At 64.2% G+C, this 21,855-nt stretch carries 21 protein-coding genes; 18 read left to right on the plus strand and 3 right to left on the minus strand.

All coding sequences use genetic code 11. From position 1 onward, the window contains the following. Positions 1-300 precede the first annotated feature (300 nt). Positions 301-798, minus strand: a complete 498-nt coding sequence (locus SAZ10_RS30630; RefSeq protein ID WP_318613269.1) for an Lrp/AsnC family transcriptional regulator — start codon at positions 796-798, stop codon at positions 301-303. 84 nt (positions 799-882) lie between these two features. On the opposite strand from SAZ10_RS30630, the gene SAZ10_RS30635 reads away from it, so the two are divergent. From SAZ10_RS30635 to doeB, 10 genes are all read left to right on the plus strand, one after another. After that, positions 883-2,268 carry a PLP-dependent aminotransferase family protein gene (locus SAZ10_RS30635; RefSeq protein ID WP_318613270.1) on the plus strand — a complete coding sequence of 462 codons (1,386 nt, stop codon included), beginning with the start codon at positions 883-885 and terminating at the stop codon, positions 2,266-2,268. Positions 2,269-2,648: 380 nt separating this feature from the next. Beyond that, positions 2,649-3,434, plus strand: a complete 786-nt coding sequence (ehuA, locus tag SAZ10_RS30640; protein WP_318613271.1) for an ectoine/hydroxyectoine ABC transporter ATP-binding protein EhuA — start codon at positions 2,649-2,651, stop codon at positions 3,432-3,434. A 69-nt stretch (positions 3,435-3,503) separates the two neighbouring features. Further along, positions 3,504-4,361, plus strand: a complete 858-nt coding sequence (gene ehuB, locus SAZ10_RS30645; protein ID WP_318613272.1) for an ectoine/hydroxyectoine ABC transporter substrate-binding protein EhuB — start codon at positions 3,504-3,506, stop codon at positions 4,359-4,361. Positions 4,362-4,536: 175 nt separating this feature from the next. Next, positions 4,537-5,196 (plus strand): ectoine/hydroxyectoine ABC transporter permease subunit EhuC, encoded by a 660-nt coding sequence (gene ehuC / locus SAZ10_RS30650; RefSeq protein ID WP_318613273.1) that lies wholly within the window; start codon positions 4,537-4,539, stop codon positions 5,194-5,196. Next, a complete protein-coding gene (ehuD, locus tag SAZ10_RS30655; RefSeq protein ID WP_318613274.1) occupies positions 5,196-5,855 on the plus strand; it encodes an ectoine/hydroxyectoine ABC transporter permease subunit EhuD in 660 nt (219 codons plus the stop codon). Before ehuC ends, ehuD begins: the two co-directional genes overlap by 1 nt. Next, positions 5,852-6,643: an ectoine utilization protein EutA gene (gene eutA, locus SAZ10_RS30660; protein ID WP_318613275.1), complete on the plus strand. Its 792-nt coding sequence runs from the start codon at positions 5,852-5,854 to the stop codon at positions 6,641-6,643. The genes ehuD and eutA overlap by 4 nt, the downstream gene beginning before the upstream one ends. Positions 6,644-6,893: 250 nt before the next feature. Then, positions 6,894-7,877 (plus strand): hydroxyectoine utilization dehydratase EutB, encoded by a 984-nt coding sequence (gene eutB / locus SAZ10_RS30665; protein ID WP_318613276.1) that lies wholly within the window; start codon positions 6,894-6,896, stop codon positions 7,875-7,877. Between the two features lie 216 nt (positions 7,878-8,093). Next, positions 8,094-9,086, plus strand: a complete 993-nt coding sequence (gene eutC / locus SAZ10_RS30670) for an ectoine utilization protein EutC (protein ID WP_318613277.1) — start codon at positions 8,094-8,096, stop codon at positions 9,084-9,086. 282 nt (positions 9,087-9,368) lie between these two features. Beyond that, positions 9,369-10,550, plus strand: coding sequence for an ectoine hydrolase DoeA (gene doeA, locus SAZ10_RS30675; protein WP_318613278.1), 1,182 nt, complete (start codon positions 9,369-9,371; stop codon positions 10,548-10,550). A 4-nt stretch (positions 10,551-10,554) separates the two neighbouring features. Further along, on the plus strand, positions 10,555-11,553 hold the full coding sequence (doeB, locus tag SAZ10_RS30680; RefSeq protein ID WP_318613280.1) for a N(2)-acetyl-L-2,4-diaminobutanoate deacetylase DoeB: 999 nt from the start codon (positions 10,555-10,557) through the stop codon (positions 11,551-11,553). Positions 11,554-11,969: 416 nt separating this feature from the next. On the opposite strand, the gene SAZ10_RS30685 is transcribed toward doeB, so the two are convergent. After that, the gene (locus SAZ10_RS30685; protein WP_318613281.1) at positions 11,970-13,280 is read right to left on the minus strand and encodes a glutamine synthetase family protein; all 1,311 of its coding nucleotides are present in this window, start codon (positions 13,278-13,280) and stop codon (positions 11,970-11,972) included. Then, positions 13,277-14,140 (minus strand): MurR/RpiR family transcriptional regulator, encoded by an 864-nt coding sequence (locus SAZ10_RS30690; RefSeq protein WP_318613282.1) that lies wholly within the window; start codon positions 14,138-14,140, stop codon positions 13,277-13,279. The genes SAZ10_RS30685 and SAZ10_RS30690 overlap by 4 nt, the downstream gene beginning before the upstream one ends. 171 nt (positions 14,141-14,311) lie before the next feature. Here SAZ10_RS30690 and SAZ10_RS30695 point away from each other — a divergent pair, with 171 nt between their 5' ends. The 8 genes from SAZ10_RS30695 to SAZ10_RS30730 all read left to right on the plus strand — a co-directional run bounded on the left by SAZ10_RS30695 (position 14,312) and on the right by SAZ10_RS30730 (position 21,785). After that, positions 14,312-15,118 carry an N-formylglutamate amidohydrolase gene (locus SAZ10_RS30695; protein WP_318613283.1) on the plus strand — a complete coding sequence of 269 codons (807 nt, stop codon included), beginning with the start codon at positions 14,312-14,314 and terminating at the stop codon, positions 15,116-15,118. Next, a complete protein-coding gene (locus SAZ10_RS30700) occupies positions 15,111-15,776 on the plus strand; it encodes an isochorismatase family cysteine hydrolase (RefSeq protein WP_318613284.1) in 666 nt (221 codons plus the stop codon). Before SAZ10_RS30695 ends, SAZ10_RS30700 begins: the two co-directional genes overlap by 8 nt. 34 nt (positions 15,777-15,810) lie before the next feature. Next, a complete protein-coding gene (locus SAZ10_RS30705; protein ID WP_318613286.1) occupies positions 15,811-17,127 on the plus strand; it encodes an ArgE/DapE family deacylase in 1,317 nt (438 codons plus the stop codon). 29 nt (positions 17,128-17,156) lie between these two features. Beyond that, positions 17,157-18,392 carry an ABC transporter substrate-binding protein gene (locus SAZ10_RS30710; protein WP_318613287.1) on the plus strand — a complete coding sequence of 412 codons (1,236 nt, stop codon included), beginning with the start codon at positions 17,157-17,159 and terminating at the stop codon, positions 18,390-18,392. Between the two features lie 75 nt (positions 18,393-18,467). Next, complete coding sequence (locus SAZ10_RS30715) at positions 18,468-19,211, plus strand: ABC transporter ATP-binding protein (RefSeq protein ID WP_318613288.1); 744 nt, start codon at positions 18,468-18,470, stop codon at positions 19,209-19,211. Further along, on the plus strand, positions 19,208-19,942 hold the full coding sequence (locus SAZ10_RS30720; RefSeq protein WP_318613289.1) for an ABC transporter ATP-binding protein: 735 nt from the start codon (positions 19,208-19,210) through the stop codon (positions 19,940-19,942). The genes SAZ10_RS30715 and SAZ10_RS30720 overlap by 4 nt, the downstream gene beginning before the upstream one ends. After that, positions 19,939-20,820 (plus strand): branched-chain amino acid ABC transporter permease, encoded by an 882-nt coding sequence (locus SAZ10_RS30725; RefSeq protein ID WP_318613290.1) that lies wholly within the window; start codon positions 19,939-19,941, stop codon positions 20,818-20,820. The genes SAZ10_RS30720 and SAZ10_RS30725 overlap by 4 nt, the downstream gene beginning before the upstream one ends. Beyond that, complete coding sequence (locus tag SAZ10_RS30730) at positions 20,820-21,785, plus strand: branched-chain amino acid ABC transporter permease (RefSeq protein WP_318613291.1); 966 nt, start codon at positions 20,820-20,822, stop codon at positions 21,783-21,785. The genes SAZ10_RS30725 and SAZ10_RS30730 overlap by 1 nt, the downstream gene beginning before the upstream one ends. The last annotated feature ends 70 nt before the right edge of the window (positions 21,786-21,855 follow it).

The raw sequence follows: 21,855 nt of genomic DNA on the forward strand, positions 1-21,855 counted from the left end.
GCCCGAAAGCTACTGATCTTCGCCAATGCCGTCGTCGAGCGCGGCACTCCATGGATAAGAAAAGCACCCCAACAGCATCTCGCCCGCTAATGGTTGCGCTTCTCCCACAAGGGGAGAAGGGGCGCGCGTTGCATTTTTCGTCTCCGCGAATCTCCGACGTTTGAGATTTGCGGCGAGCTGAATGCCAAGCTCCCCCTTCGCCCCCCGTGGGAGAAGGTGGCTCGGCGCGTAGCGCCGAGACGGATGAGGGGTCTGCCGGCCGCAACGTTGCCCGAGAGGGCGCGAGCGAAATGCGCGCCCCTACACCTCCTCCCGGTCCGCCAGCAGCTCCGCCACCGGCACCACCGTCTCATCCTTCACCGTCTTGGTGACGATGTAGGTGAAGTACCGGTCGATACCGATTTCGCGCTCTAGCAGCGCATCGATCAGCCGCTGATAGGCGTCGATGTCGCGGGCCACGACCTTGAGCAAATAGTCCACGCCGCCGCCGACAGACCAGCAGGAGACGATCTCGGGAATGTCGCGGATGGCCCGTTCGAAGCGGTCGAAATCCGCCTGGCGATGGCTGCCGAGCGTCACCTCGACCAGCACCGTCGCGATAGGCGCGACTGCGCGCAGCGCGAGCCTCGCGTGGTAGCCGGTGATCAGGCCTGCCTTCTCGAGCTTCCTGAGCCGCATCCAGCATGGGGTGGGCGACAGGCCGACCTTCTCTGCGAGCGCCAGCTTGGTGATGCGGCCGTCGCGCTGCACGGCGTCGAGGATCCTAAGGTCGATGCGGTCGAGTCTCGGCGATGCCATGGCCATCCATCTTTTTTGCCTGGGGAACATGACGTTGCATTATTTGCATTGTCAATTGACCTGATTTTGCTCTCTTATGAAGTCATGACAATCTGGCGCCCCGATCCTGCATCAATCCGGAGGCCGGCGTATCTGTCGCTGGCCGAGCAATTCTCGCGGGCGATCCATGACGGGAGGCTGCCCGGCGGCACGCGGTTGCCGCCGCACCGCAAGCTTGCCGACGAGCTCAAGCTGTCGGTGCAGACGGTGAGCCGCGCTTACGAGGAGCTGATTCGGCGCGGGCTGATATCGGGCGAGATCGGGCGCGGCAGCTTCGTGCTCACGCATGGGAAGGAGCCGGACCCGCCCTATCTGCCGGAGCGGCTGGGCGAGGTGATCGACCTGTCGATCCTGAAGCCCGTCTGCGAACCGATGCACCTGGAGAAGATGAAGGAAGCGCTGGCCTGGCTGGCCAAGGAGTTGCCGGCCAGTTCTGCGCTGTCGTTCCGTCCAAATGTGGTCTTCCCGCGCCACCGCGCGGTCGCCGCCGATTGGCTGAAACTGTGTGGACTGGATGCTTCGCCGCTCAACATCAATCTCACCAACGGCGCCACGTCGGGCATGACGGTCGCCCTGATGAGCGCGGCGCCGCCCGGCTCCACGGTCGCAACCGAGGCGATCGGCCATCACACGCTGGTGCCGCTCGCAACCTATCTGGGTTTCAACCTGAACGGCCTGCCGATCGACGAGGACGGGCTGGTGCCGGAAGCCTTGGACGAGGCCTGCAGCGAAACCGACATCCGCGCCGTCTTCGTGCAGCCCTCGGTGATCAACCCGACGGCTACGCTGATGAGCGACAAGCGCCGCGCCGAGATCGCGGCAGTGGCGCGCAAGCACGACATCGCCATTGTCGAAAACGACGTGCTGGGGCCGCTGGTCGAGGGCAGGGCTCCGCCGCTCGCGGCCTATGCGCCGGAGCGAACATTCTACGTGACGAGCTTCACCAAGATCGTCGTGCCGGGGCTCAGGATCGGCTACCTTGTCGCGCCGGACCGCTATGTCGCCTCGGTCGCCAACCGGCATCTGGTATCCAACTGGATGGCGACGCCCATGGTCGCCGAGATCGCGTCGAAATGGGTGACGGACGGCACCGCGCTGGATCTGGTGCACTGGCAGCGCAAGGCTCTGAAGCGCAGGCTGGCGATCGCCGCCGAGATGCTGTCGGGCGTGAGCTATCTCAGCAATCACGACTCGCTGCATGTCTGGCTGCCTTTGCCGGGCGGCCGTACGGAGGAAGACTTCGTCTCGCAGGCACGCCTGCAGGGCGTCGCCATCGCACCGGGCAGCTCGTTCCGCATCTCGGACGACCCCTGGCAGCCCGCAGTGCGCATCTCGCTCGGGTCGACGACGGAGGGTGAGCTAAGGGCAGGGCTCGGCGCGATTGCCAGGCTGCTGCTCGCAGATCCGGAGCCGGTGCTGTTGGCGATTTGAGGTGGGCGGGCATGAGGGGCGAGACGATGACGTCGCGCTCTACGTTGCCCCCCTCTGTCCTGCCGGACATCTCCCCCACGAGGGGGGAGATTGGCTGTCATTGAGGATTTCGCCAATCTGCAACGTTGGCGATTAGCGAAACAAAAGCGGCCGTCCAATCTCCCCCCTTGTGGGGGAGATGTCCGGCAGGACAGAGGGGGGCGCGACGCGCGCCGGCCTCACCATCGTTCCGCCCCTTCAAATCGCTGCCCAAAATTCACGCAGCCGCCGCCCACCAAATTGTGCGGAATCGAAAAAATTGTCATGATGTAATTTTAAGAATTGACATGATTTTGTAACTTTTCCATCGTTCGGGCGTTCGGAACCCCGAGGGAGGCGGCATGGCCGAGCCCATCATCAGGATTGACGGCATCAGCAAGAGCTTCGGCGCGCTGCGCGTGCTGGACTCGCTGTCGATGGAGGTCATGCCCGGCGAAAAGCTGGCGCTGATCGGGCCGTCCGGCTCCGGCAAGACGACAATCCTTCGCATCCTGATGACGCTGGAGCGCATCGACAGCGGCCACATCCAGGTCGAGGGCGAAGAACTCTACCATATGAAGCGCAGCGGCCGGCTGGTCGAAGCGGATGAACGGCACCTGGCGAAAATGCGCCAGAAGATCGGCATGGTCTTCCAGCTGTTCAACCTGTTTCCGCATATGTGCGTTTGCGACAACATCACGCTGGCGCCGATGCTGACCAAGGGGATTGCCCGCGACGCCGCCAAGAAGCGGGCGATGGAGCTTCTCGACATGGTCGGCATGGCTGACAAGGCCAAGGCAATGCCCGCGCAGCTTTCGGGCGGCCAGAAGCAGCGCGTCGCGATCGCCCGGGCGCTCGCTTTGTCGCCGAAGATCATGCTGTTCGACGAGGTCACCTCCGCGCTCGACCCCGAGCTGGTCGAAGAAGTCCTCAACGTCATGCGCAAGCTCGCGGCCGAGACCGACATGACCATGCTGCTCGTCACGCATGAAATGGGGTTCGCCCATGACTTCGCCGACCGCGTGCTGTTCTTCGATCGCGGCAGGATCGTCGAGGAAGGCAAGCCCGACGAGATCTTCCGCAATCCCAAGCAGGAGAGGACTCAGACCTTCCTGCGCAAGATCATAGCGGCCGGACATCGGGTCTGACCGGTATGCCCGCGGCATGAAGCCGCTAGAAACCAGAACGAAAACCAAAGGGCACAGGAGCTGGGAACAATGAGAAGGAATGCAATTCTGGCGGGCACGGTCGCCGCGTTTGCGGCGGCGGCAGCCGTGGTGATGATGACGGCGCCGAAGCTGGCCGCCGCAGACAAGCTCGAGCAGCTCAAGGAGCAGGGCTTTGCGCGCCTGGCGATCGCCAATGAGCCGCCCTATACGGCGGTCGCGCCCGACGGCAAGGTTTCGGGCGCAGCGCCGGACGTTGCGCGCGAGGTGTTCAAGCGGCTCGGCGTGCCGGACGTCGTCGCCTCGATCTCGGAATACGGCGCGATGATCCCCGGTCTCCAGGCGCATCGCTTCGACGTCGTCACTGCCGGTCTTTTCATGAAGCCCGAGCGCTGCGCCGCCGTCGCCTATTCGGAGCCGGTCCTATGCGACGCGGAAGCCTTCCTCGTGAAGAAGGGCAACCCGAAGGGCTTCAAGAGCTATGAGGACATCGCCAAGGACGAAAAGGCGACGATCGGCGCCCCGGGCGGCGGCACCGAAGAGAAGCTGGCGCTCAATGCCGGCGTGCCGCGCGACCGCGTGATCGTCGTGCCGGACGGGCAGAGCGGCCTGAAGATGCTGCAGGACGGCCGCATCGACGTCTACTCGCTGCCGGTGCTCTCGCTCAACGACCTCAAGAAGAAGTCCGGCGACGACACGATCGAGGTGTTCGCTCCGGTTCAGGGCGCGCCCGTCTATTGCGACGGCGCGGCGTTCAACAAGAACGACACCGCGTTGCGCGATGCCTTTGACGTAGAGCTCAAGAAGATGAAGGAGTCCGGCGAGTTCGCCAAGATCATCGAGCCCTACGGCTTCTCCGCCCAGGCTGCGATGTCGACCAGCCGCGACAAGCTCTGCTCGGCGAAGTGACACACGCCTTTCCTTCTCCCCGTTCACGGGGAGAAGGTGGCCCGAAGGGTCGGATGAGGGGCAGCGCTGACATCGGCGAGCTCGGCGCCGCCCCTCATCTGCCTGCCGGCATCTTCTCCCCGTAAACGGGGAGAAGGACGCGGCGGCAAAGCTGGCGCTAGCCTTGGAAGCATCAATGACCGACTGGTTCGGCTATCTCAATCTGATCCTGCAAGGAGCGATCGTCACGGTCGAGCTCACCATCATGGGCTCGGCGCTGGCGCTGGTCTTTGCTTTCCTGGCGGGGCTGGGACGCATCTCGCGCTTCTTCGTGGTGCGGGCCCTGGCGACGACTTACATCGAATTCTTCCGCGGCACGTCGATCTTCGTGCAGCTCTTCTGGGTCTATTTCGTCCTGCCGGTCATCGGCTTCGAGCTGACGCCGCTTCAGGCGGGCGTGCTCGGGCTCGGCCTGAATGTCGGCGCCTATGGCGCGGAGGTGGTGCGCGGCGCGATCCTGTCGGTCGGCAAGGAGCAATATGAGGCTTGCGTGGCGCTGAACCTCAGCCGCTTTCAGTGCATGCGCAAGGTGATCATGCCGCAGGCCTTGCTCGTCATGCTGCCGACCTTCGGCAACAACGCCATCGAGTTGCTCAAGGCAACATCGGTGGTGTCGCTGATCTCGCTTGCCGACATGACGTTCCAGGCGCAGGTGGTGCGCTCGCAGACCGGCAACACATTCGTGCCGTTCGCCACGATCCTGGTGCTCTATTTCATCTTCGCCACGCTGATCGCCTGGGGGATGCGGATGCTGGAGCGACGCATGGCGCGCGGAATTGACGGAGTGCGCGTCTGATGGAATGGGATTGGGAATTCGTCCGCGAGATCATGCCGACCCTCATCCAGGGCGTGAAGATCACGATTCTCGCGACCGTGCTCGGCTCGGTGCTGGCGGCCATTGTCGGGCTGGGGATAGCGCTCGCGCGGCGCTCGCCGAACCGGCTCGTCTCGCGCCCGGTCGGCTTCGCGGCGGAGTTCATCCGCGGCACCCCGCTCCTGGTGCAGCTCTATTTCATCTTCTACGTGCTGCCGGACGCCGGCATCCTGCTGCCGCCGCTGGTTGCCGGCGTGATCGGGCTCGGCCTGCATTACGGCACCTACACCGCGGAGGTCTATCGCGCGGGCATCGACAATGTGCCGCGCGGCCAATGGGAGGCAGCCAAGGCCTGCAACCTGAATGCGCGGCAGACCTGGACGCGCATCATCCTGCCGCAGGCAATTCCGCCGATGATCCCGGCGCTCGCCAACTATTTCATCGCCATGTTCAAGGAGACTCCGCTTCTCTCGGCGATCACCGTGCTGGAGCTCATGAACCAGGCAAAAAGCGTCGCCAACACCTACTATCGCTACATCGAGCCGATGACGCTGGTCGGCGCCTTCTTCCTGGCGATCAGCCTTGTGTCGGTATTCGTGCTGCGGTGGCTGGAATACCGCTATGGGAGAATCGAACGGTGAACGTTCAAGTAAAGCCTGCAGTCGACATCCGCCTCCATCAGCAGCGGCCGCCGCTCGATGCGCGTCCGCTTGAAAAGCGCGTCGGGCTGATCATCCTCGCCACCGATCACACGACCGAGCCGGATTTCCGCCGCATGGTCGCCAGCGAGCGGATCGGGGTCTATGTGGCGCGCATTCCCTACGCCAATCCGACGACGCCGGAAAACCTGCGCAAGATGCAGCCGGCATTGAGCGAGGGCGCCGGGCTGATCCTGCCGGATGAGGGGCTGGACGCGGTCTGCTATTCCTGCACCTCGGCATCCGTCGTCATCGGCGACGCCGAGATCGAGGCCGCGATCCGCGGGGCCAAGCCCGGCGTGCCGGTGGTCACGCCGCCTTTGGCTGCCGTCAACGGCCTCAAGGTCCTTGGCGCAAGAAGGATAAGCGTACTGACCCCCTATACGGTCGAGACCAGCCGGCCGATGGCCGCCTATTTCGCCGCGCACGGCTTCGACATTGCGAGCTTCACATGCCTCGGCTTTGACGATGACCGTGAGATGGCGCGCCTCAAGCCTGCCTCCCTGGTGGATCTGGCGCGCGAGGCGATGGCGCCGGATGCCGAGGCTCTGTTCATCTCCTGCACAGCGCTGCGTTCGGCGGCCGTCGTGCCTGAGATCGAAAGCGCGATCGGCCGGCCGGTCGTGACCAGCAACCTGGCGACTGCATGGAATTGCCTGAGGGTGTGCGGGGATCAGGCGCCGCGGCCCGAGTGGGGGCGGCTGATGGAGATGGGGCTGAGGCTGAGGTGATGTTTGTCACGCAACTCCGGACGGGCCAGCTCGCGTCGCGCCCCCCTCTGTCCTGCCGGACATCTCCTCCACAAGGGGGGAGATTGGACGGCCGCGATGGTTTCGCCAACCTGCGGCGTCGGCGATTGGCGAAACCCTCAATGAAAGCCAATCTCCCCCCTTGTGGGGGAGATGTCCGGCAGGACAGAGGGGGGGGGCAACGTAGAGCGCTGCCGCCTCATGAAAACCAGCGTGCAGGCAGAACGCTCTGATGACCTTCACTCCCGTCACCCTCTCCGACATCGAAGCCGCACGCGCGCGCATCGCCGGCAAGGTGGTGCACACGCCAGTCGTGCCGTCGCGCAGCCTCACCGAGATCGCCGGCGTACCCGTGCATCTCAAGCTCGAGCATCGCCAGATCACGGGCAGCTTCAAGCTGCGCGGGGCGTCGAACGCCGTCGCCTCGCTGTCGGCAGCTGAGAAGCAAAGCGGCGTGGTGGCTGCATCGACGGGGAACCACGGGCGCGGATTGTCCTTCGCCGCAAAGCGCGAGGGCGTTCGCGCGGTGATCTGCATGTCGCGGCTGGTGCCGGAAAACAAGGTCTCGGAAATCCGCCGTCTCGGCGCCGAGGTGAAGATCATCGGCAACAGCCAGGACGATGCCCAGCAGGAAGTGGATCGTCTCGTAGCCGAGGAGGGGCTGGTGATGGTGCCGCCTTTCGACCACCCGGCCGTGGCGGCCGGGCAGGGGACGATAGGGATCGAAATCCTCGAAGACGTTCCTGACGCCGAAACGATCCTCGTGCAGCTCTCCGGCGGCGGGCTGGCCGCCGGCATCGCCGCCGCGGCCAAGGCGCTTAAGCCGGACATCAAGGTGATCGGCATCTCCATGGAGCGCGGCGCGGCGATGAAAGCGAGCCTCGATGCTGGCAGGCCGGTTCTGGTCGAGGAACTGCCGACACTGGCCGATTCGCTCGGCGGCGGCATTGGGCTCGACAACCAGCTGACATTCCAGATGTGCCGCGAGCTGCTCGACGACGTGGTGCTCCTCACCGAGGCAGAAATCGCCGCGGGCATCGTCCACGCCTATGCCGAGGAGCGCGAGATCGTCGAAGGCGCCGGGGCGGTGGGGATCGCCGCGCTGCTCGCCAGCAAGGTGAAGCCGGAGGGGCCGACGGTGGTGCTGCTTTCGGGCGGCAACATCGACATGGCGCTGCACAGGAAGATCGTGTGCGGGGAGGGGAAGTCAGCATGAAAGTTCTGGCACGTCGAGTTCGTTCGCGCCCCCCTCTGTCCTACCGGACATCTCCCCCGCAAGGGGGGAGATTGCCTGTCATCGAGGGTTTCGCCAATTTCCAACGCTGGCGTCTAGCGAAACCAAAGCGGCTGTCCAATCTCCCCCCTTGCGGGGGAGATGTCCGGCAGGACAGAGGGGGGCGCCGTAGGGCGCCAACCCTGGAGGTGCTCTCCCATGCCTAGCATGACCATCCTCACCGAGGCTGAGCTCCGCGAAATCGTGAAGCTCGATCTCGACGCCGTCGCCTGTGTCGAAAACGCGTTCCGCGCGCTGGCGACGCTGCCGGTCGCCATGCCGCCTATCCTGAGGCTCGATATTCCCGAGCATCGTGGGGAGGTCGACGTGAAGACCGCTTATGTGCCCGGCATTGACGGCTTCGCGATCAAGATCAGCCCCGGCTTCTTCGACAATCCTAAGCTCGGCCTGCCGAGCGTCAACGGCATGATGGTGCTGCTCTCGGCAAAGACCGGCCTTGTCGAAGCGCTGCTGCTCGACAACGGCTACCTGACTGACGTGCGCACCGCAGCGGCAGGCGCGGTTGCGGCAAAGCATCTGTCGCGGCCCGATTCCGCGGTGGCGGCGATCTACGGCGCCGGCGTGCAAGCGAGGCTGCAGCTCGAGGCGCTGACCTTGGTGCGGCCGATCGCGGAGGCGCGGATCTGGGCGCGGGATGCTGCCAAGGCGGAAGCCACGGCGGAGGCGCTGCGCGAGAAGCTCGGCATCGTCGTGCGCGCCGAGCCCGATGCGGCGGAGGCGGCAGCCGGCGCCGACATCATCGTCACAACGACGCCGTCGACCGAGCCGATCGTCAAGGCAGGCTTCGTCGTCGCCGGCCAGCACATCACCGCGATGGGGTCGGATGCCGAGCACAAGAACGAGATCGCCCCGGCGATCCTCAAGCTCGCCGACCTCTATGTGGCGGACGCTGCCCGCCAGACGCGCCGGCTCGGCGAGCTGCATCATGCCATCGACGCCGGGCTGATCTCCGCCGATCAGGAGGTCACCGAGCTCGGCCAACTGATCGCAGGCATCAGGCACGGCCGCCGTTCGCCAGGCGATATTACCGTCGCTGACCTCACCGGCACCGGCGTGCAGGACACCGCGATCGCCACGCTCGCCCGCGACCGTGCCAAGGCGGCCGGCGCCGGCACCATTTTCGAGAGCTAGGCAAGTGTCCCACAAGAACCCACGCAGTCGCCTATGAGGTCGACCCCCACTCCGGTTCGCTTCGCGAACCACCTCTCCCCCGGTCGACGGGGGAGAGGAAGTGCCGGCCGTAATGCCAGGCGCCCTTCCTCTCCCCTTTTGAGGGGGAGAGGTGCCGAGCGAAGCGAGGCGGAGCGGGGGTTTGCCGCGCCATATTCGATTGGCCCGCACAAGGGCCTGCAACAAATCAAAGTCGTCGGCCGGCCCCCAAGCCCGGCCCAATAACGAGGAAGACCAACGACAATGACAATGCCCAATTTGAAGTTCACGCGAGAGGAGTATGCGGAGCGTCTTGCCAAGACGCGCCGTGCCATGGAGGCGAAGAAGGTCGACCTTCTGATCGTCAGCGATCCTTCCAACATGGCATGGCTGACGGGCTATGACGGCTGGTCGTTCTACGTGCACCAGGCGGTGATCGTGCCGCCGACCGGCGAGCCGGTCTGGTACGGCCGCGGCCAGGATGCGAACGGCGCCAAGCGCACCGCCTATCTCAGCCACGACAACATTGTCGGCTATGCCGACCACTATGTGCAGTCGACCGAGCGCCACCCGATGGACTACCTCTCCCAGGTGCTCACGGAGCGGCGCTGGGACAAGCTCACCATCGGCGTCGAGATGGACAATTACTGGTTCTCGGCGGCCGCCTTCGCGTCCCTGCAGAAGCATCTGCCGAACGCGCTCTTTGTCGACGCCACTGCGCTGGTCAACTGGCAGCGCGCCGTGAAGAGCCCGACCGAGATCGACTATATGCGCAAGGCCGCGCGCATCGTCGAGGCCATGCATGCGCGCATCGTCGACAAGATTGAGGTCGGCATGAGGAAATGCGACCTCGTCGCCGAGATCTACGATGCCGGCACGCGCGGTGTCGACGGCATCGGCGGCGACTATCCAGCGATCGTGCCGCTCCTGCCGTCGGGCGCCGACGCCTCGGCGCCGCATCTCACCTGGGACGACAAGCCGATGAAGGAAGGTGAGGGGACCTTCTTCGAGATCGCCGGCTGCTACAACCGGTATCACTGCCCGCTGTCGCGCACCGTCTTCCTCGGCAAGCCGACCCAGGCCTTTCTCGATGCCGAGAAGGCGACGCTGGAGGGCATGGAGGCAGGGCTCGCCGCGGCGAAGCCCGGCAACACCTGCGAGGACATCGCCAACTCCTTCTTCGCGGTTCTGAAGAAGTACGGCATCGTCAAGGACAACCGCACCGGCTATCCGATCGGCATTTCCTATCCGCCGGATTGGGGCGAACGCACGATGAGCCTGCGCCCCGGCGATCGCACCGAGCTGAAGCCGGGCATGACGTTCCACTTCATGACCGGGCTCTGGCTGGAGACGATGGGGCTGGAGATCACGGAATCCATCCTGATCACCGAGACCGGCGTCGAGTGCCTGGCCAACGTGCCGCGCCAGCTGTTCGTGAAGGGTTGAGGCGATGTCCGAGCTTCGACCCTCGCCGATCACGCCGACCGTCGATTTCGACGGTCAAGGCGTGCAGCACGGTTTCCTGAGGCTGCCCTATAGCCGCGACGACTCGGCCTGGGGCTCGGTGATGATCCCGATCACCGTCATCAGGAACGGCTCCGGGCCGACGGCGCTGCTCACCGGCGCTAACCACGGGGACGAATATGAGGGGCCGCTGGCGCTGTTCGATCTTGCGCGCACGCTGGATGCCAGGGACGTGAGCGGCACGGTGATCTTCGTGCCGGCCATGAACTACCCTGCCTTTCGCGCCGGCACGCGCACCTCGCCGATCGACAAGGGCAACATGAACCGCACCTTCCCGGGCCGGCCGGACGGGACCGTGACCCAGAAGATCGCCGACTATTTTCAGCGGGAGCTTCTCCCCCGGGCGGATATCGTGCTCGACTTCCACTCCGGCGGAAAGACCCTCGATTTCGTGCCGTTCTGCGCAGCCCATGTGCTGCCGGACAAGGCGCAGGAAGAGAAGGCATTCGCGGCGGTCGAGGCGTTCTCCGCGCCTTACTCGGTGAAGATGCTCGAGATCGACACGGTGGGCATGTACGACAGCGCGGCCGAGGAGATGGGCAAGGTCTTCGTGACGACAGAGCTCGGCGGCGGCGGCACGTCGCGCGCCGAGACAGTGCGCATCGCCCGGCGCGGGGTCGTCAACGTGCTGCGCCACGCCGGCATCGTGAAGGGCACCCCGGACAGGCAGCCCACCGAGTGGCTGGACATGCCCGATGGCGATTGCTTTAGCTTCGCCGAGGACGACGGCATGATCGAGACGATGGTCGATCTCGGCGGCGAAGTGAGGAAGGGCGAGGTGATCGCCCGCATCCACGACGTCACGCGCACAGGAACCGCGCCCAAGGAGATCCGCGCGAAGATGGACGGCATGCTGGCGGCCCGTCATTTCCCGGGTCTGGTGAAGGCAGGCGACTGCGCCGCGGTGCTCGCGGTGCGGGTGTAGGGCATTTGCAATTCGCTTGATGTAGGCGCTGGGGAGCGGGTCGTCATCGGTAGCGGTGGATACCGCGGTTATGGCTTTTGAGCGTTGGCGCCGCCCCTCATCGCCCTGCCGGGCACTTCTCCCCGTAAACGGGGAGAAGAAAGCCGGCCGCTTTTGAAGCGCTTGTTCTTCAACGTCGGCGATTGGCGAAAATCAAAGCGGCAGTCGTCCTTCTCCCCGTTTACGGGGAGAAGTGCCCGGCAGGGCGATGAGGGGCGGCGCCAAGGTCAAACTTTCAAGCCGTTAGCAATCCCTTCACTAGGTCAAATAGCCTTGCGGCATGAAGACTGCGTCGAGAATTGCAGCGGGCACCAGGGTTCAACATCCCGCTCACCCAATCAGCCGCGGCAGCCCGCCCCCTAGCAAAAATCCGTCCTTCAATACACCTGCTCGTACAGCCCGCAGATCTCGTCAGTGGCCTTACCTTCTAGCACGGCCAGCTCGGCCATCTTGTGCTTCACATAAACATCGGTAAAGCCTTCCGGGAACCAACCGGCGACCGTCGTATTCCCGGCGAAACGCTCGAGCGCTTCTCGGAGCGATTGCGGCAGGCGGACATAGCCTCGCGCCGCCAATGCGGCGGAATCGAGCAGCGAAAGGTCTTCCGCTGTCGCCTCGGGCGTCTGCAGTCCTTCCTCGATCCCCTGGACGCCGGCATGAATGATCGCTGCAAGCTGCAGATGCGGGCTTGCTGCCGCGTCGGCGGCGCGGAACTCGAAATTGAACTGCGCGGCTTTGGCGATGTCGCTGAGGTCCGACACCGGGCAGATGCGCACGGACGCCTCGCGATCGCGGAAGCCGAGATTGTTGAACGCGGCGCTCCAGCGGTGCGGCGTCAGCCTCAGATAGGAAACGGCGCTCGGAGCGGTGAGGGCGACGATCGAGTCCAGATATCTAAGCACGCCGGCGACGAACTGGCCGGCGACGGCGCTGAGCCCGTGCTTGCCGGCTGCATCATAGGTTGCCGGTTTGTCGCCATCGAGGAAGCTCAGATGGATATGGACGCCGTTGCCGACGCCGGCAGGATCGCGGATCGGTGTGAAGGTGATCTTGCGGTCAAAACGCCCGGCCGTGGCGTGCAATATCTCGCGCAGGATCGTCGAATGGTCCGCGATCGACACGCCGCGGCTCGGCCCCATGGTCACCTCATACTGGCCGCCGCCATACTCCTTCATGAAGGTGTCCGGCTCGAGGCCCGCCTCGCGCATTGCCGCAATCAGCGTCTCGGCAAGCCGGCGTTCCGTTCGAAACCCTGCTGCGGTGTAGGCCTCGCCGCGCGGCGCCGGAACATCGCGCAACTGGAATTCGTGCTCGAAGGCGCCGAGCAGCGTCAGTCCAGTGACCTTCTCCAGGCGGTCCAGGGCGGCCTTGAGGATGGAACGCGTGCAGAGTTCCCAAGGCCTGCCGTCGGTGTGGCGGATGTCGCCGAGCGCGAAATGCTCCACCGGCTGGCCGTCGTCGAAATCGACACGGACGCGCGCCGACTGGTCGGGGATGAGCACGAGATCGCCCAGCGCTCCGAACGGGCTCTCGCCGATGGCGTCGAAACAGGTGATCTGCACATTGGTCGGCGTCCAGCCGATGCCCCGCCGCAGCCGCTTCTCGAACTGCGATGCGGGAAAGGCCTTGCCGCGCACCTTCCCGGCCAAGTCGGTACAGCAGGCTATGATCATTTCCTCAGCGATCATGGCTCTTCCTCCATCGCCTTGCCCGGTCGCCCCAAGCGCAACTCATCCCACGCCTCCAGTCGTTTCTTTGTAGTCGGCCAATCCGCTTCCGAAACCTTCACGATCAAAGCCTCTATGAAGGCGATCGCACACACGACCGTGTCCCATGCCGTTTCGATCTCGATCGGCAGGGCCACGACATGATCGCTGTGGCGCGCGATCGGCGACATCCACTTGTCGGTGATGAGCACGATCGAAGGATGCCGCTTGGCTGCCACCATTCCGGCAAGCTGCGCGAGGTCGGGCTGGTAACGGCGGAAATCGAACAGGATCAGCACGTCCTGCTTGCGCATCTGCAGGAGCCGGTCGGGCCAGTGCTCGGGATTCGGCGGCAGTTGATGGACCTTTGGCCTGATCTGCTTGAGGTGGATCGCGAGCAGTGCCGCGATGCTGTCGCTGATGCGGCCACCGAGCAGGAAAACGCTGCGCGCCGGATCTGCGACCAGCGCCACGATGCGATCGAATTGCTCCTGCGGCACCGCCGCGGCCATTTCGGCAAGGCGTTCGCCGATGCGTTGAGCGTAGTCGGCGAGGAATGTGGTGCTGTTGCCGAGCCGCTCGCTTGCCTTGAGGTCGAGCGGCGAGCGGCCGCCTTCGCGCAGCTCCGTGATCAGCTGGCGCTGGAACTCCTGATAGCCCGCGAAGCCGATCTTGCTGACGAAGCGCGTGATCGACGGTGCGCTGACACCGGTGCGTTCGGCTAGCTCCTGGATCGTCTGAAGGGCGCCGAACGGATAGTCGGCGAGCACTGCATTGCCGACCTTGCGCTCGCTCGCGGTGAGCTGCGCCATCTCTCGCCGGATCGTCTCGCGCACAGTCATCAGCTTCGCCGCATGGGGTTTGAAGGCATTATGACGCCATTCCGGCAAACACTAGCCGCTTTGAAAAAAAATAGTCAAACGGAAAATATACGTTGACTATGAGCGAAAATTTTCTTTCTCTCGGCGGGACGGCCCCGGAAGGCGGCTGGCTTTCACGAGTTTCGGGTCAACATGCTTCAACCGAGCGAAACCCCGACAACGCTGCTGTCCGAGCGCGACCCGCAGCCGGTCGAGACCGTCAATGCCGACGGCAGCTCGCCCTTTGTCCTCAGTTGCGAGCATGCCGGCAGAGTGATCCCCGAAAGGCTCGGCGACCTCGGCGTGGGGCAGGCCGACATGGACAGGCACATCGCCTGGGATGTCGGCGCGGATGGGCTGTCGCGACGCTTGTCCGCGCTGCTCGACGCGCCGCTTGTGCTACAGCGCTACAGTCGGCTGGTCGTCGACTGCAATCGCCCCATCGAGGCGCCGGACTGCTTTCCCGAACAGAGCGACAGCACGCCGGTGCCGGGAAATATACGGCTGACAGAGCTGGAGCGCCGCCGGCGTTTCGATGAGATTCATCAGCCGTTCCACCGTGAGCTTGCGCAGCTGCTCGACCGGCGAGTCGCGTTACAGAGCCCGACAATCCTGGTTGCCGTACACAGCTTTACACCGCGCCTCGTCGGCGGGCCCGATCGGCCGTGGCACCTGGGAGCGCTGTCGAACCGCGACGGCAGCTTCACTGAACGCTTCCTGGCTGCATTCCGGGCACGCAATCGCGATGTGCCCTCGGCCCATAACGAGCCCTACGTGGTCGACGACCGAACGGACTACACGATCCCGGTCCATGGCGAGGCGCGCGGCATTCCGCACCTGCTGCTCGAGATACGCAACGATCTGATCGCCGCCGCTGAAGGACAGGACATCTGGGCGGCGCGCCTGGCCGACGCGCTGGTCGCTGCCAAAACGGAGAAGAGAGAAGATACCGATGGCTGATTTCCCGACAACCCGAGAGGTGCCTCTCGACCCCAAAGCCTCGGCGCTGCTCTTCATCGACGTGCAGAACTTCTCCGTCAGGCGCGACGGCGGCGAGTTCAAGGACGTGCCGGACAGCGAAATCACCGGCAAATACGGCTACTATTTCGATCGGCTGAAGTCGGTCGTGATCCCGAACATGCAGCGACTGCAGAAGGGCTTTCGCGCTGCCGGCATCGAGGTTCTCTATACGACCATCGAGAGCCTGACCAAGGATGGCCGGGATCGCAGCCTCGACTACAAGATCACCGGCTTCCACGTACCGAAAGGATCATGGGACGGAAAAGTCATCGACGAGATCGCGCCCGGCGAGGACGAGATCGTGCTGCCGAAGACATCGTCGAGCGTCTTCGTGTCGACCCATATCGACTACCTCCTTCGCAATCTCGGCGTGAAGCAGCTGGTGCTGTCCGGTGTGGTCACCGACCAGTGCGTGGAGTCTGCCATCCGTGATGCGTGCGACCTCGGCTATCTCGTGACGCTCGTTCCCGATGCCTGCGCAACCTACAGCCAGGAACGCCACGACAACACGCTGAGCGCCATCAAGGGCTATTGCCGGCAAGTCTCGACCGAGGCGCTGATTGCCGAGATCGGCGGCGCCCGGACGCCGGCCAGCTGACAGCAATACGAAACAAGAAAAGGGGACCAAGCGAATGGCCAGTTCCGAAGCCGCAGTGAAAGCCGCCTGGAAGGCGATCGACGAGGAAAAGGATTACGCGACAGATCTCACCCAGAAGCTGGTTCGCATACCGTCGGTCAATCCGAAATTCATCAGGGATCCTGACCAGAACCTGGAAAGCGCGGTGCAGGATGCGGTCGAGGCCGAACTGAAGTCGATCGGGATGTCGATTGACCGCTGGGACGTGTTTGAGGACCGGCCGAACGTCATCGGGCAGCTGCCGGGCTCTGAGGAGCGTAGCCTGCTGCTCTGCGGCCATATCGATGTGGTTCCGGTCGGCGAGCGCGGCTCGTGGACAGTCGATCCGTTCGGCGGCGAGATCAAGAACGGCCGGCTCTATGGACGCGGCGCGGTCGACATGAAGAGTGGCGTGGCCGCGGCGATTGCAGCCATACGCGCAATCCGCAAGGCGGGCATCGAGCTCGACGGGCGGATCGCCATGCACTCCGTTGTTGACGAGGAGACCGGCGGTTTCGGTGCGATCGATGCCGTAAAGCGCGGCTATCTGGCCGAGGCGGCGATCATCACGGAACCAAGCTGGGGCGAGATCCAGGTCTGCGAAGGCGGACTCGAATGGATCCGCATCACCATCACCGGCCGCCAGGGTCATTCCGCCTGGCGCTACAACGAGATCTGGCCGCAGCGGGACGAACCGGCCCGGCTGCGCCCCGCCGTAAACGCAATCGACATCGCCGTGCGCTTTCTCGATGCGCTCAGGAACTTCGAAAGCTCGCGCTGCCGCAACCGCCAGCATCCGCTGCTGCCGCCGGGCATGAATACGATCAACGTTGGCGTGATGCGGGCGGGCGCAGGGCTCGGGCCGGACGGCCTGCCGCTGATCCTGACCAACCCCGCCATCATCCCCGACGTGGCCGTGATCGACCTCGACTACAAGTTCCTGCCCAACCAGACCAAGCAGGAGATCCGGGCGGAGTTCGAGGACTTCGTCCATCACTTCTGTCAGCAGGATCTCTGGCTGCAGCAGCACCCGATCAAGGTCGAGTGGGAACTCGGCGGCCTGCATTTCCCGCCGATGGATACTCCGCCAGACCATCCGCTGGTGCAGTCGCTCTACAAGCGTCGCACCGAGCTTGGCGGCAAGCCGAAGATCTCCGGGTTCATCGCCGTCGCCGACTGCGCGCACTACGCCGGGGCCGGCGTAAACGCCATGATCTGCGGGGCTACCGGCGATGGCTTCCATGGCACCGACGAATACGTGGACATCGCCTCGCTGGAGGAAACGACCAAGACGCTGGCCGCCGCCATCATCGACTGGTGCGGCGTCCGCTGATCATCAAAGCAAAAAACAGGGGAACAGCAATGAAACTCTCAGCCTTCATGAGGAACGCGCTGCTGACCGCAGCGGTTCTCGCGGTACTGCCTGCATACGCTCAGGACAAGGTCGCAAAGATCGGCGTGCTGGCGCCGCTTACCGGTGGCGCCGCCGCCGACGGCAACGAGATGGTCAATGGCGCCAAGCTCGCCGTCGACGAGATCAATGCGGCGGGCGGGGTGGCCGGCTACAAGTTCGAGGTCGTCGTCGGCGACACGCAGGACCAGGCGGCCGATGTCGTCACCAGCGCTTTCGAGCGGCTGGCCGGCGACCGCGACTTGAACGTGATCATGACCGGCTATGCCAGCGGCAGCAATTTCGAGATCGAGCTGATGGCCGAGCAGGAGATGCCCTATCTCATCTCCGCCAATTCGGCCCAGACCCGCGACATCATCGCGCCAAAGCCCGACGAGTTCCCGACCGTCTGGTCTCTGACGCCGTCCTATGACGCTTACGAGACGGCAATGGTGCCTGTCATCAAACAGCTTGAAGAATCAGGAAAGCTCAAGCTGCCCAACAAGAAGGTCGCGTTGATCTCCTCGGACAATCCTTACTCGAAGACCGTCATGGACGGCCTGAAGAAGAGCTTCGAGGCGGCCGGTTGGACGGTGACCTCGGCTGATCTTCTGCCGTTCGGCGAAATCAACGACTGGCGGGCCTTCCTTGCCCGTGTACGTCAGGACGAGCCGGCTGTGATCATCAACACCGACTACCTGCCCGGCAACGCTGCGAAATTCATGACGCAGTTCCTGGAGACGCCGACCAACAGCCTCGTCTTCATTCAGTATGCGCCGTCGGTTCCGGAGTTCCTCGACCTCACCAAGGAACGGGCGAACGGCATCATGTACAATTTGCTCGGCGGCGTCCTCGACACGCCCAAGAATCCGCGTGCGGCCGAGGTCTCGAAGAAATTCCAGGACCGCTACGGCGTGAAGACCGGCTCCTACGGGGCCTCGCTCTATGAGGAGGTCTATCTCTATGCTGACGCGCTCGCCAAAGTCGGTGACCCGACCAAGCGGCTGGAGATCGGAAAGGCGATCGGCGAAACCCAGAAGCAGATTGCCTCCGGCAAGCTGAAATTCGATCCGGCGACCCATCTCGCGGTGCAGGGCGACGATGCCATTCCGATCCAGTTCTTCCAGCTGTGGGACGGACAGCGCGTGCTGTTCTATCCCGCCGCCTATTCGACCGGCGAGTTCCGCACGCCGCCCTGGATGAAATAGGCCGAGTAGCCGTCGGGCCGCGTGGTTGGATCCGTGCGGCCCCGTTTTGCATCGAACCGTTTTATGGCTGCAGAGATGGACAGCGCCCCCCTCCTCGAAGCGCGCAACGTCACGCGCCGCTTCGGCGCGCTCGTCGCCGTCGACGACGTGTCGTTCTCGATCGTATCCGGGCAGGTGTTCGGTATCGCCGGGCCGAATGGCAGCGGCAAGAGCACGCTGTTCAATGTGATGACCGGCATTCCCTTCGGTCCAAGCAGCGGCGAGGTGCTGTTGTCGGGTCGCCCGATCCATCATTTGCGGCCGCATCAGATCAGCAGGGCAGGGGTGCTGAGGACTTTTCAGAAGGATGCCGAGTTCACCACTCTGAGCGCCTTCGAGAATGTTTATACCAGCGCCGTCTACTGCGCCGGCATCGGTAGCGGAGAGGCAAGGAGCCTGGCGGCACAGGCGCTGGACGATGTCGAGCTGCCGCCTTCGCGGCGAGGCAAGGCGGCTTCGGAACTCTCAGTGTTCGAGCGCAAGCAACTCATGATCGCCTCGGCGATCGCCGGCCGGCCCAAGGTGCTGCTGCTCGACGAGCCGGCAGCGGGCCTCACCAAGCCCGAGGTGGCCGGCCTGTCGGCGCTGATCAGGACGGTCCGCGGGCGCGGTATCACCATCGTGCTGATTGAGCATGTGCTGCCATTGCTGCTCGGCGTTTCCGAACACCTGATGGTGCTCAACTACGGCCGGATCATCGCCTCCGGCAGTCCACGCGACGTCGTGCGCGACCCCAAGGTCGTCGAGGCCTATCTCGGATCACGGGAGGTCGTGCTTTGAGTGAGGCGGCCAAAGTCTTGGAAGTGCGCGACCTTCACGCCGGCTACGACGCCTATGACGTGCTGCGCGGGGTGAGCCTCAATGTCGGGAGCGCCGAGCGGGTCGGCCTGTTCGGCCCCAACGGTCACGGCAAGACCACGCTGCTCAATACCGTCTCCAAGGTGATCGTGCCGAGGAAAGGAAGCATCAGCTTCATGGGCGAACCGCTTGCGGGGCTCTCCTCGCGCCGGATCGTCGAGCGCGGGCTGATCCATGTGCCGCAGGCGAACACATTGTTCCCCGATATGGAAATCATGGAGACGCTGGAGCTGGCGGCCTTCACCGAACGCGCGCGCGGAGAGCGCAAGGCCAATCTCGACTATGTGCTCAAGCTCTTCCCGCGGCTGGCGGAACGGCGCCGCCAGCAATGCAGGACACTTTCGGGCGGCGAGCGGCAAATGCTGTCGATCGGCGTCGGACTGATGTGCGCGCCTCGCATGCTGATGCTCGACGAGCCGACGCTTGGACTGTCGCCCAAGCTGAAGGAAGAGCTGGCCATCGCCATTGCGGGGATAGGCGCGCGCGGAATGCCGATGCTCATCGTCGAACAGGACATCTCCTTCGTGCTCTCGCTGGTCGACCGAATGTACTTCGTCGACCATGGCGAGATCGCCCGGGAGATCGACCGCGGCAGCGACGTCGACCATCAGGAGATCATGGACATGTATTTCGGGGAGCACGCCGCGCCATGACCGCCGACACGATCAGCGCAGTCTTCGTGAGCGGCATCGTGCTGGCGTCCGTCTACGCGCTCATGGCGAGCGGCCTCTCCCTGGTCTGGACCACGCTCGGCATCTTCAATTTTGCGCACGGCGCGCTGATGACGCTCGCCGCCTATGTCGCATGGACGGTGTCGGATGCGGCCGGGCTCGGCCTGTGGCTCGGCGCCGGAATAGCCGTCGCGATCGCAGCCGCCGTCGGCGCCGGCATACTCATGGAGCGGCTGATCGTTCGTCCCTTCTATGATCACCGCGACATCCTGCTGATCACGGTCATGACGACACTCGCCGCCATGATCTTCATCGAAAAGGGGTCGCAACTCGTCTGGGGCGCAAGGCTGAAGCAGCTTCGCCCGATCGTGCCCGGCCAGGTGAACTTCCTCGGGACCACGATCTCGGCTCAGGAGACGTTGATCATCGTTCTGGCCCCGGTGATCCTCGGCCTGCTCTGGCTCTTCCTGCGCAATTCGCGCATAGGGCGCGGCATCCGCGCCGTCGGGCAGAACCCGAATGCGGCGAGGCTGATCGGCATCGACGTGTCGCGGCTGTTCATCATCACCTTTGCGCTTTCGGCAGCCCTTGCAGGGCTGACCGGCGTGTTGCTCGGCTCGGTGCGGATGGTGACGCCTGCCTTCGGTTCCGAGCCGCTGGTGAAGGCTCTGATCATCGTCATCTTCGGCGGCCTCGGCTCACTCGGCGGCACAATCCTGGCGGCCTATCTCATCGGGCTCCTGGAGGCGGCGCTGATATTCTTCATCGGAATCTACTGGGCGCCGTCGATGATCTTCATCCTCCTGATCGTCGTCCTGCTCGTCAGGCCGCAGGGGCTGCTCGGCAAGGTGGTGCGCTGATGCGATCCAAGCTCGACACGAAGGCGCTCGGCTTGGCCGCACTGGTTGCGCTGGGGCTCGTGGTGCCGCTGGTGGTGGAGGATACCTATGTCCGACACCTCTTCATCATCTCTTTCATCTATGCCGTCGTCGCCGCGAGCTGGGATCTCAGCCTCGGCTATGCGGGTATCTTCAATTTCGGCCATGTCGCCTTCTTCGGGATCGGCGTCTACGCGACCGGCCTGACGGCGAAGCTGCTCGGGCTCGATCCCTGGCTGGCGATGCTGGTCGGCGGAGTTGCCGCCTCGGCGGCCGCAGCCCTGGTCGCCCTGCCGGTGGTGCGGCTGCAGGGCGTCTATGTCGTGCTCGTCACCTTCGCCTTCAGCCAGCTTGTACTGCAGGTGGTGATCAGCCAGTCCGTCGTCACGGGCGGCACGCAAGGCCTCGTCCGCGTGCCGACAGTCGAGCTGTTCGGCTACAATTTCCTGCGCGACTACAAGTTCGGCTACTACTATGTCGCCTTCGCCATGATGCTCGTTGCGGTCGCCTGCCTGAGACGTCTGGTGCGCTCCGATTTCGGCCTTTCCATCGTGGCGCTGCGCGACAACGAGGACTACGGCAGCTCGCGTGGGATCCCGATCGCCGTGCAGCGGCTGAAGGTGCTCGTCGTAAGCGCCTTTTTTGCCGGCATCGCGGGTGGCTTCTTCGTCATCTATCTGCGTGTCGCCTCGCCGGAGGTTTTCGGCTTCTCGACCATGTCGCTCATTTTGAGCATGGTGCTTGTCGGTGGGACGTCGAGCATCTACGGCCCGGTGCTTGCGGCCTTGGTGCTGACCTTCGTCTCGGAAGGACTCGCCAATTTCGAAAGTCTCGCCGAGGGGCGTTTCATGCTGATCGCGGTGGCAATGATCGTCGTGCTGTTGTTCCTGCCGAAGGGGCTCGCATCGGCGCTTCCCAAGTCATGGAAGGAGAGGACAGCCAAATGATCACCGTACGGGCCACCGCGTCTGGTTTTGGAATTGTGGAGGGCTTGGATCGCGGCTAGCGTAAGGTCCA

Source organism: Mesorhizobium sp. BAC0120 (assembly GCF_033542235.1).
Lineage (GTDB): Bacteria > Pseudomonadota > Alphaproteobacteria > Rhizobiales > Rhizobiaceae > JAWRCU01.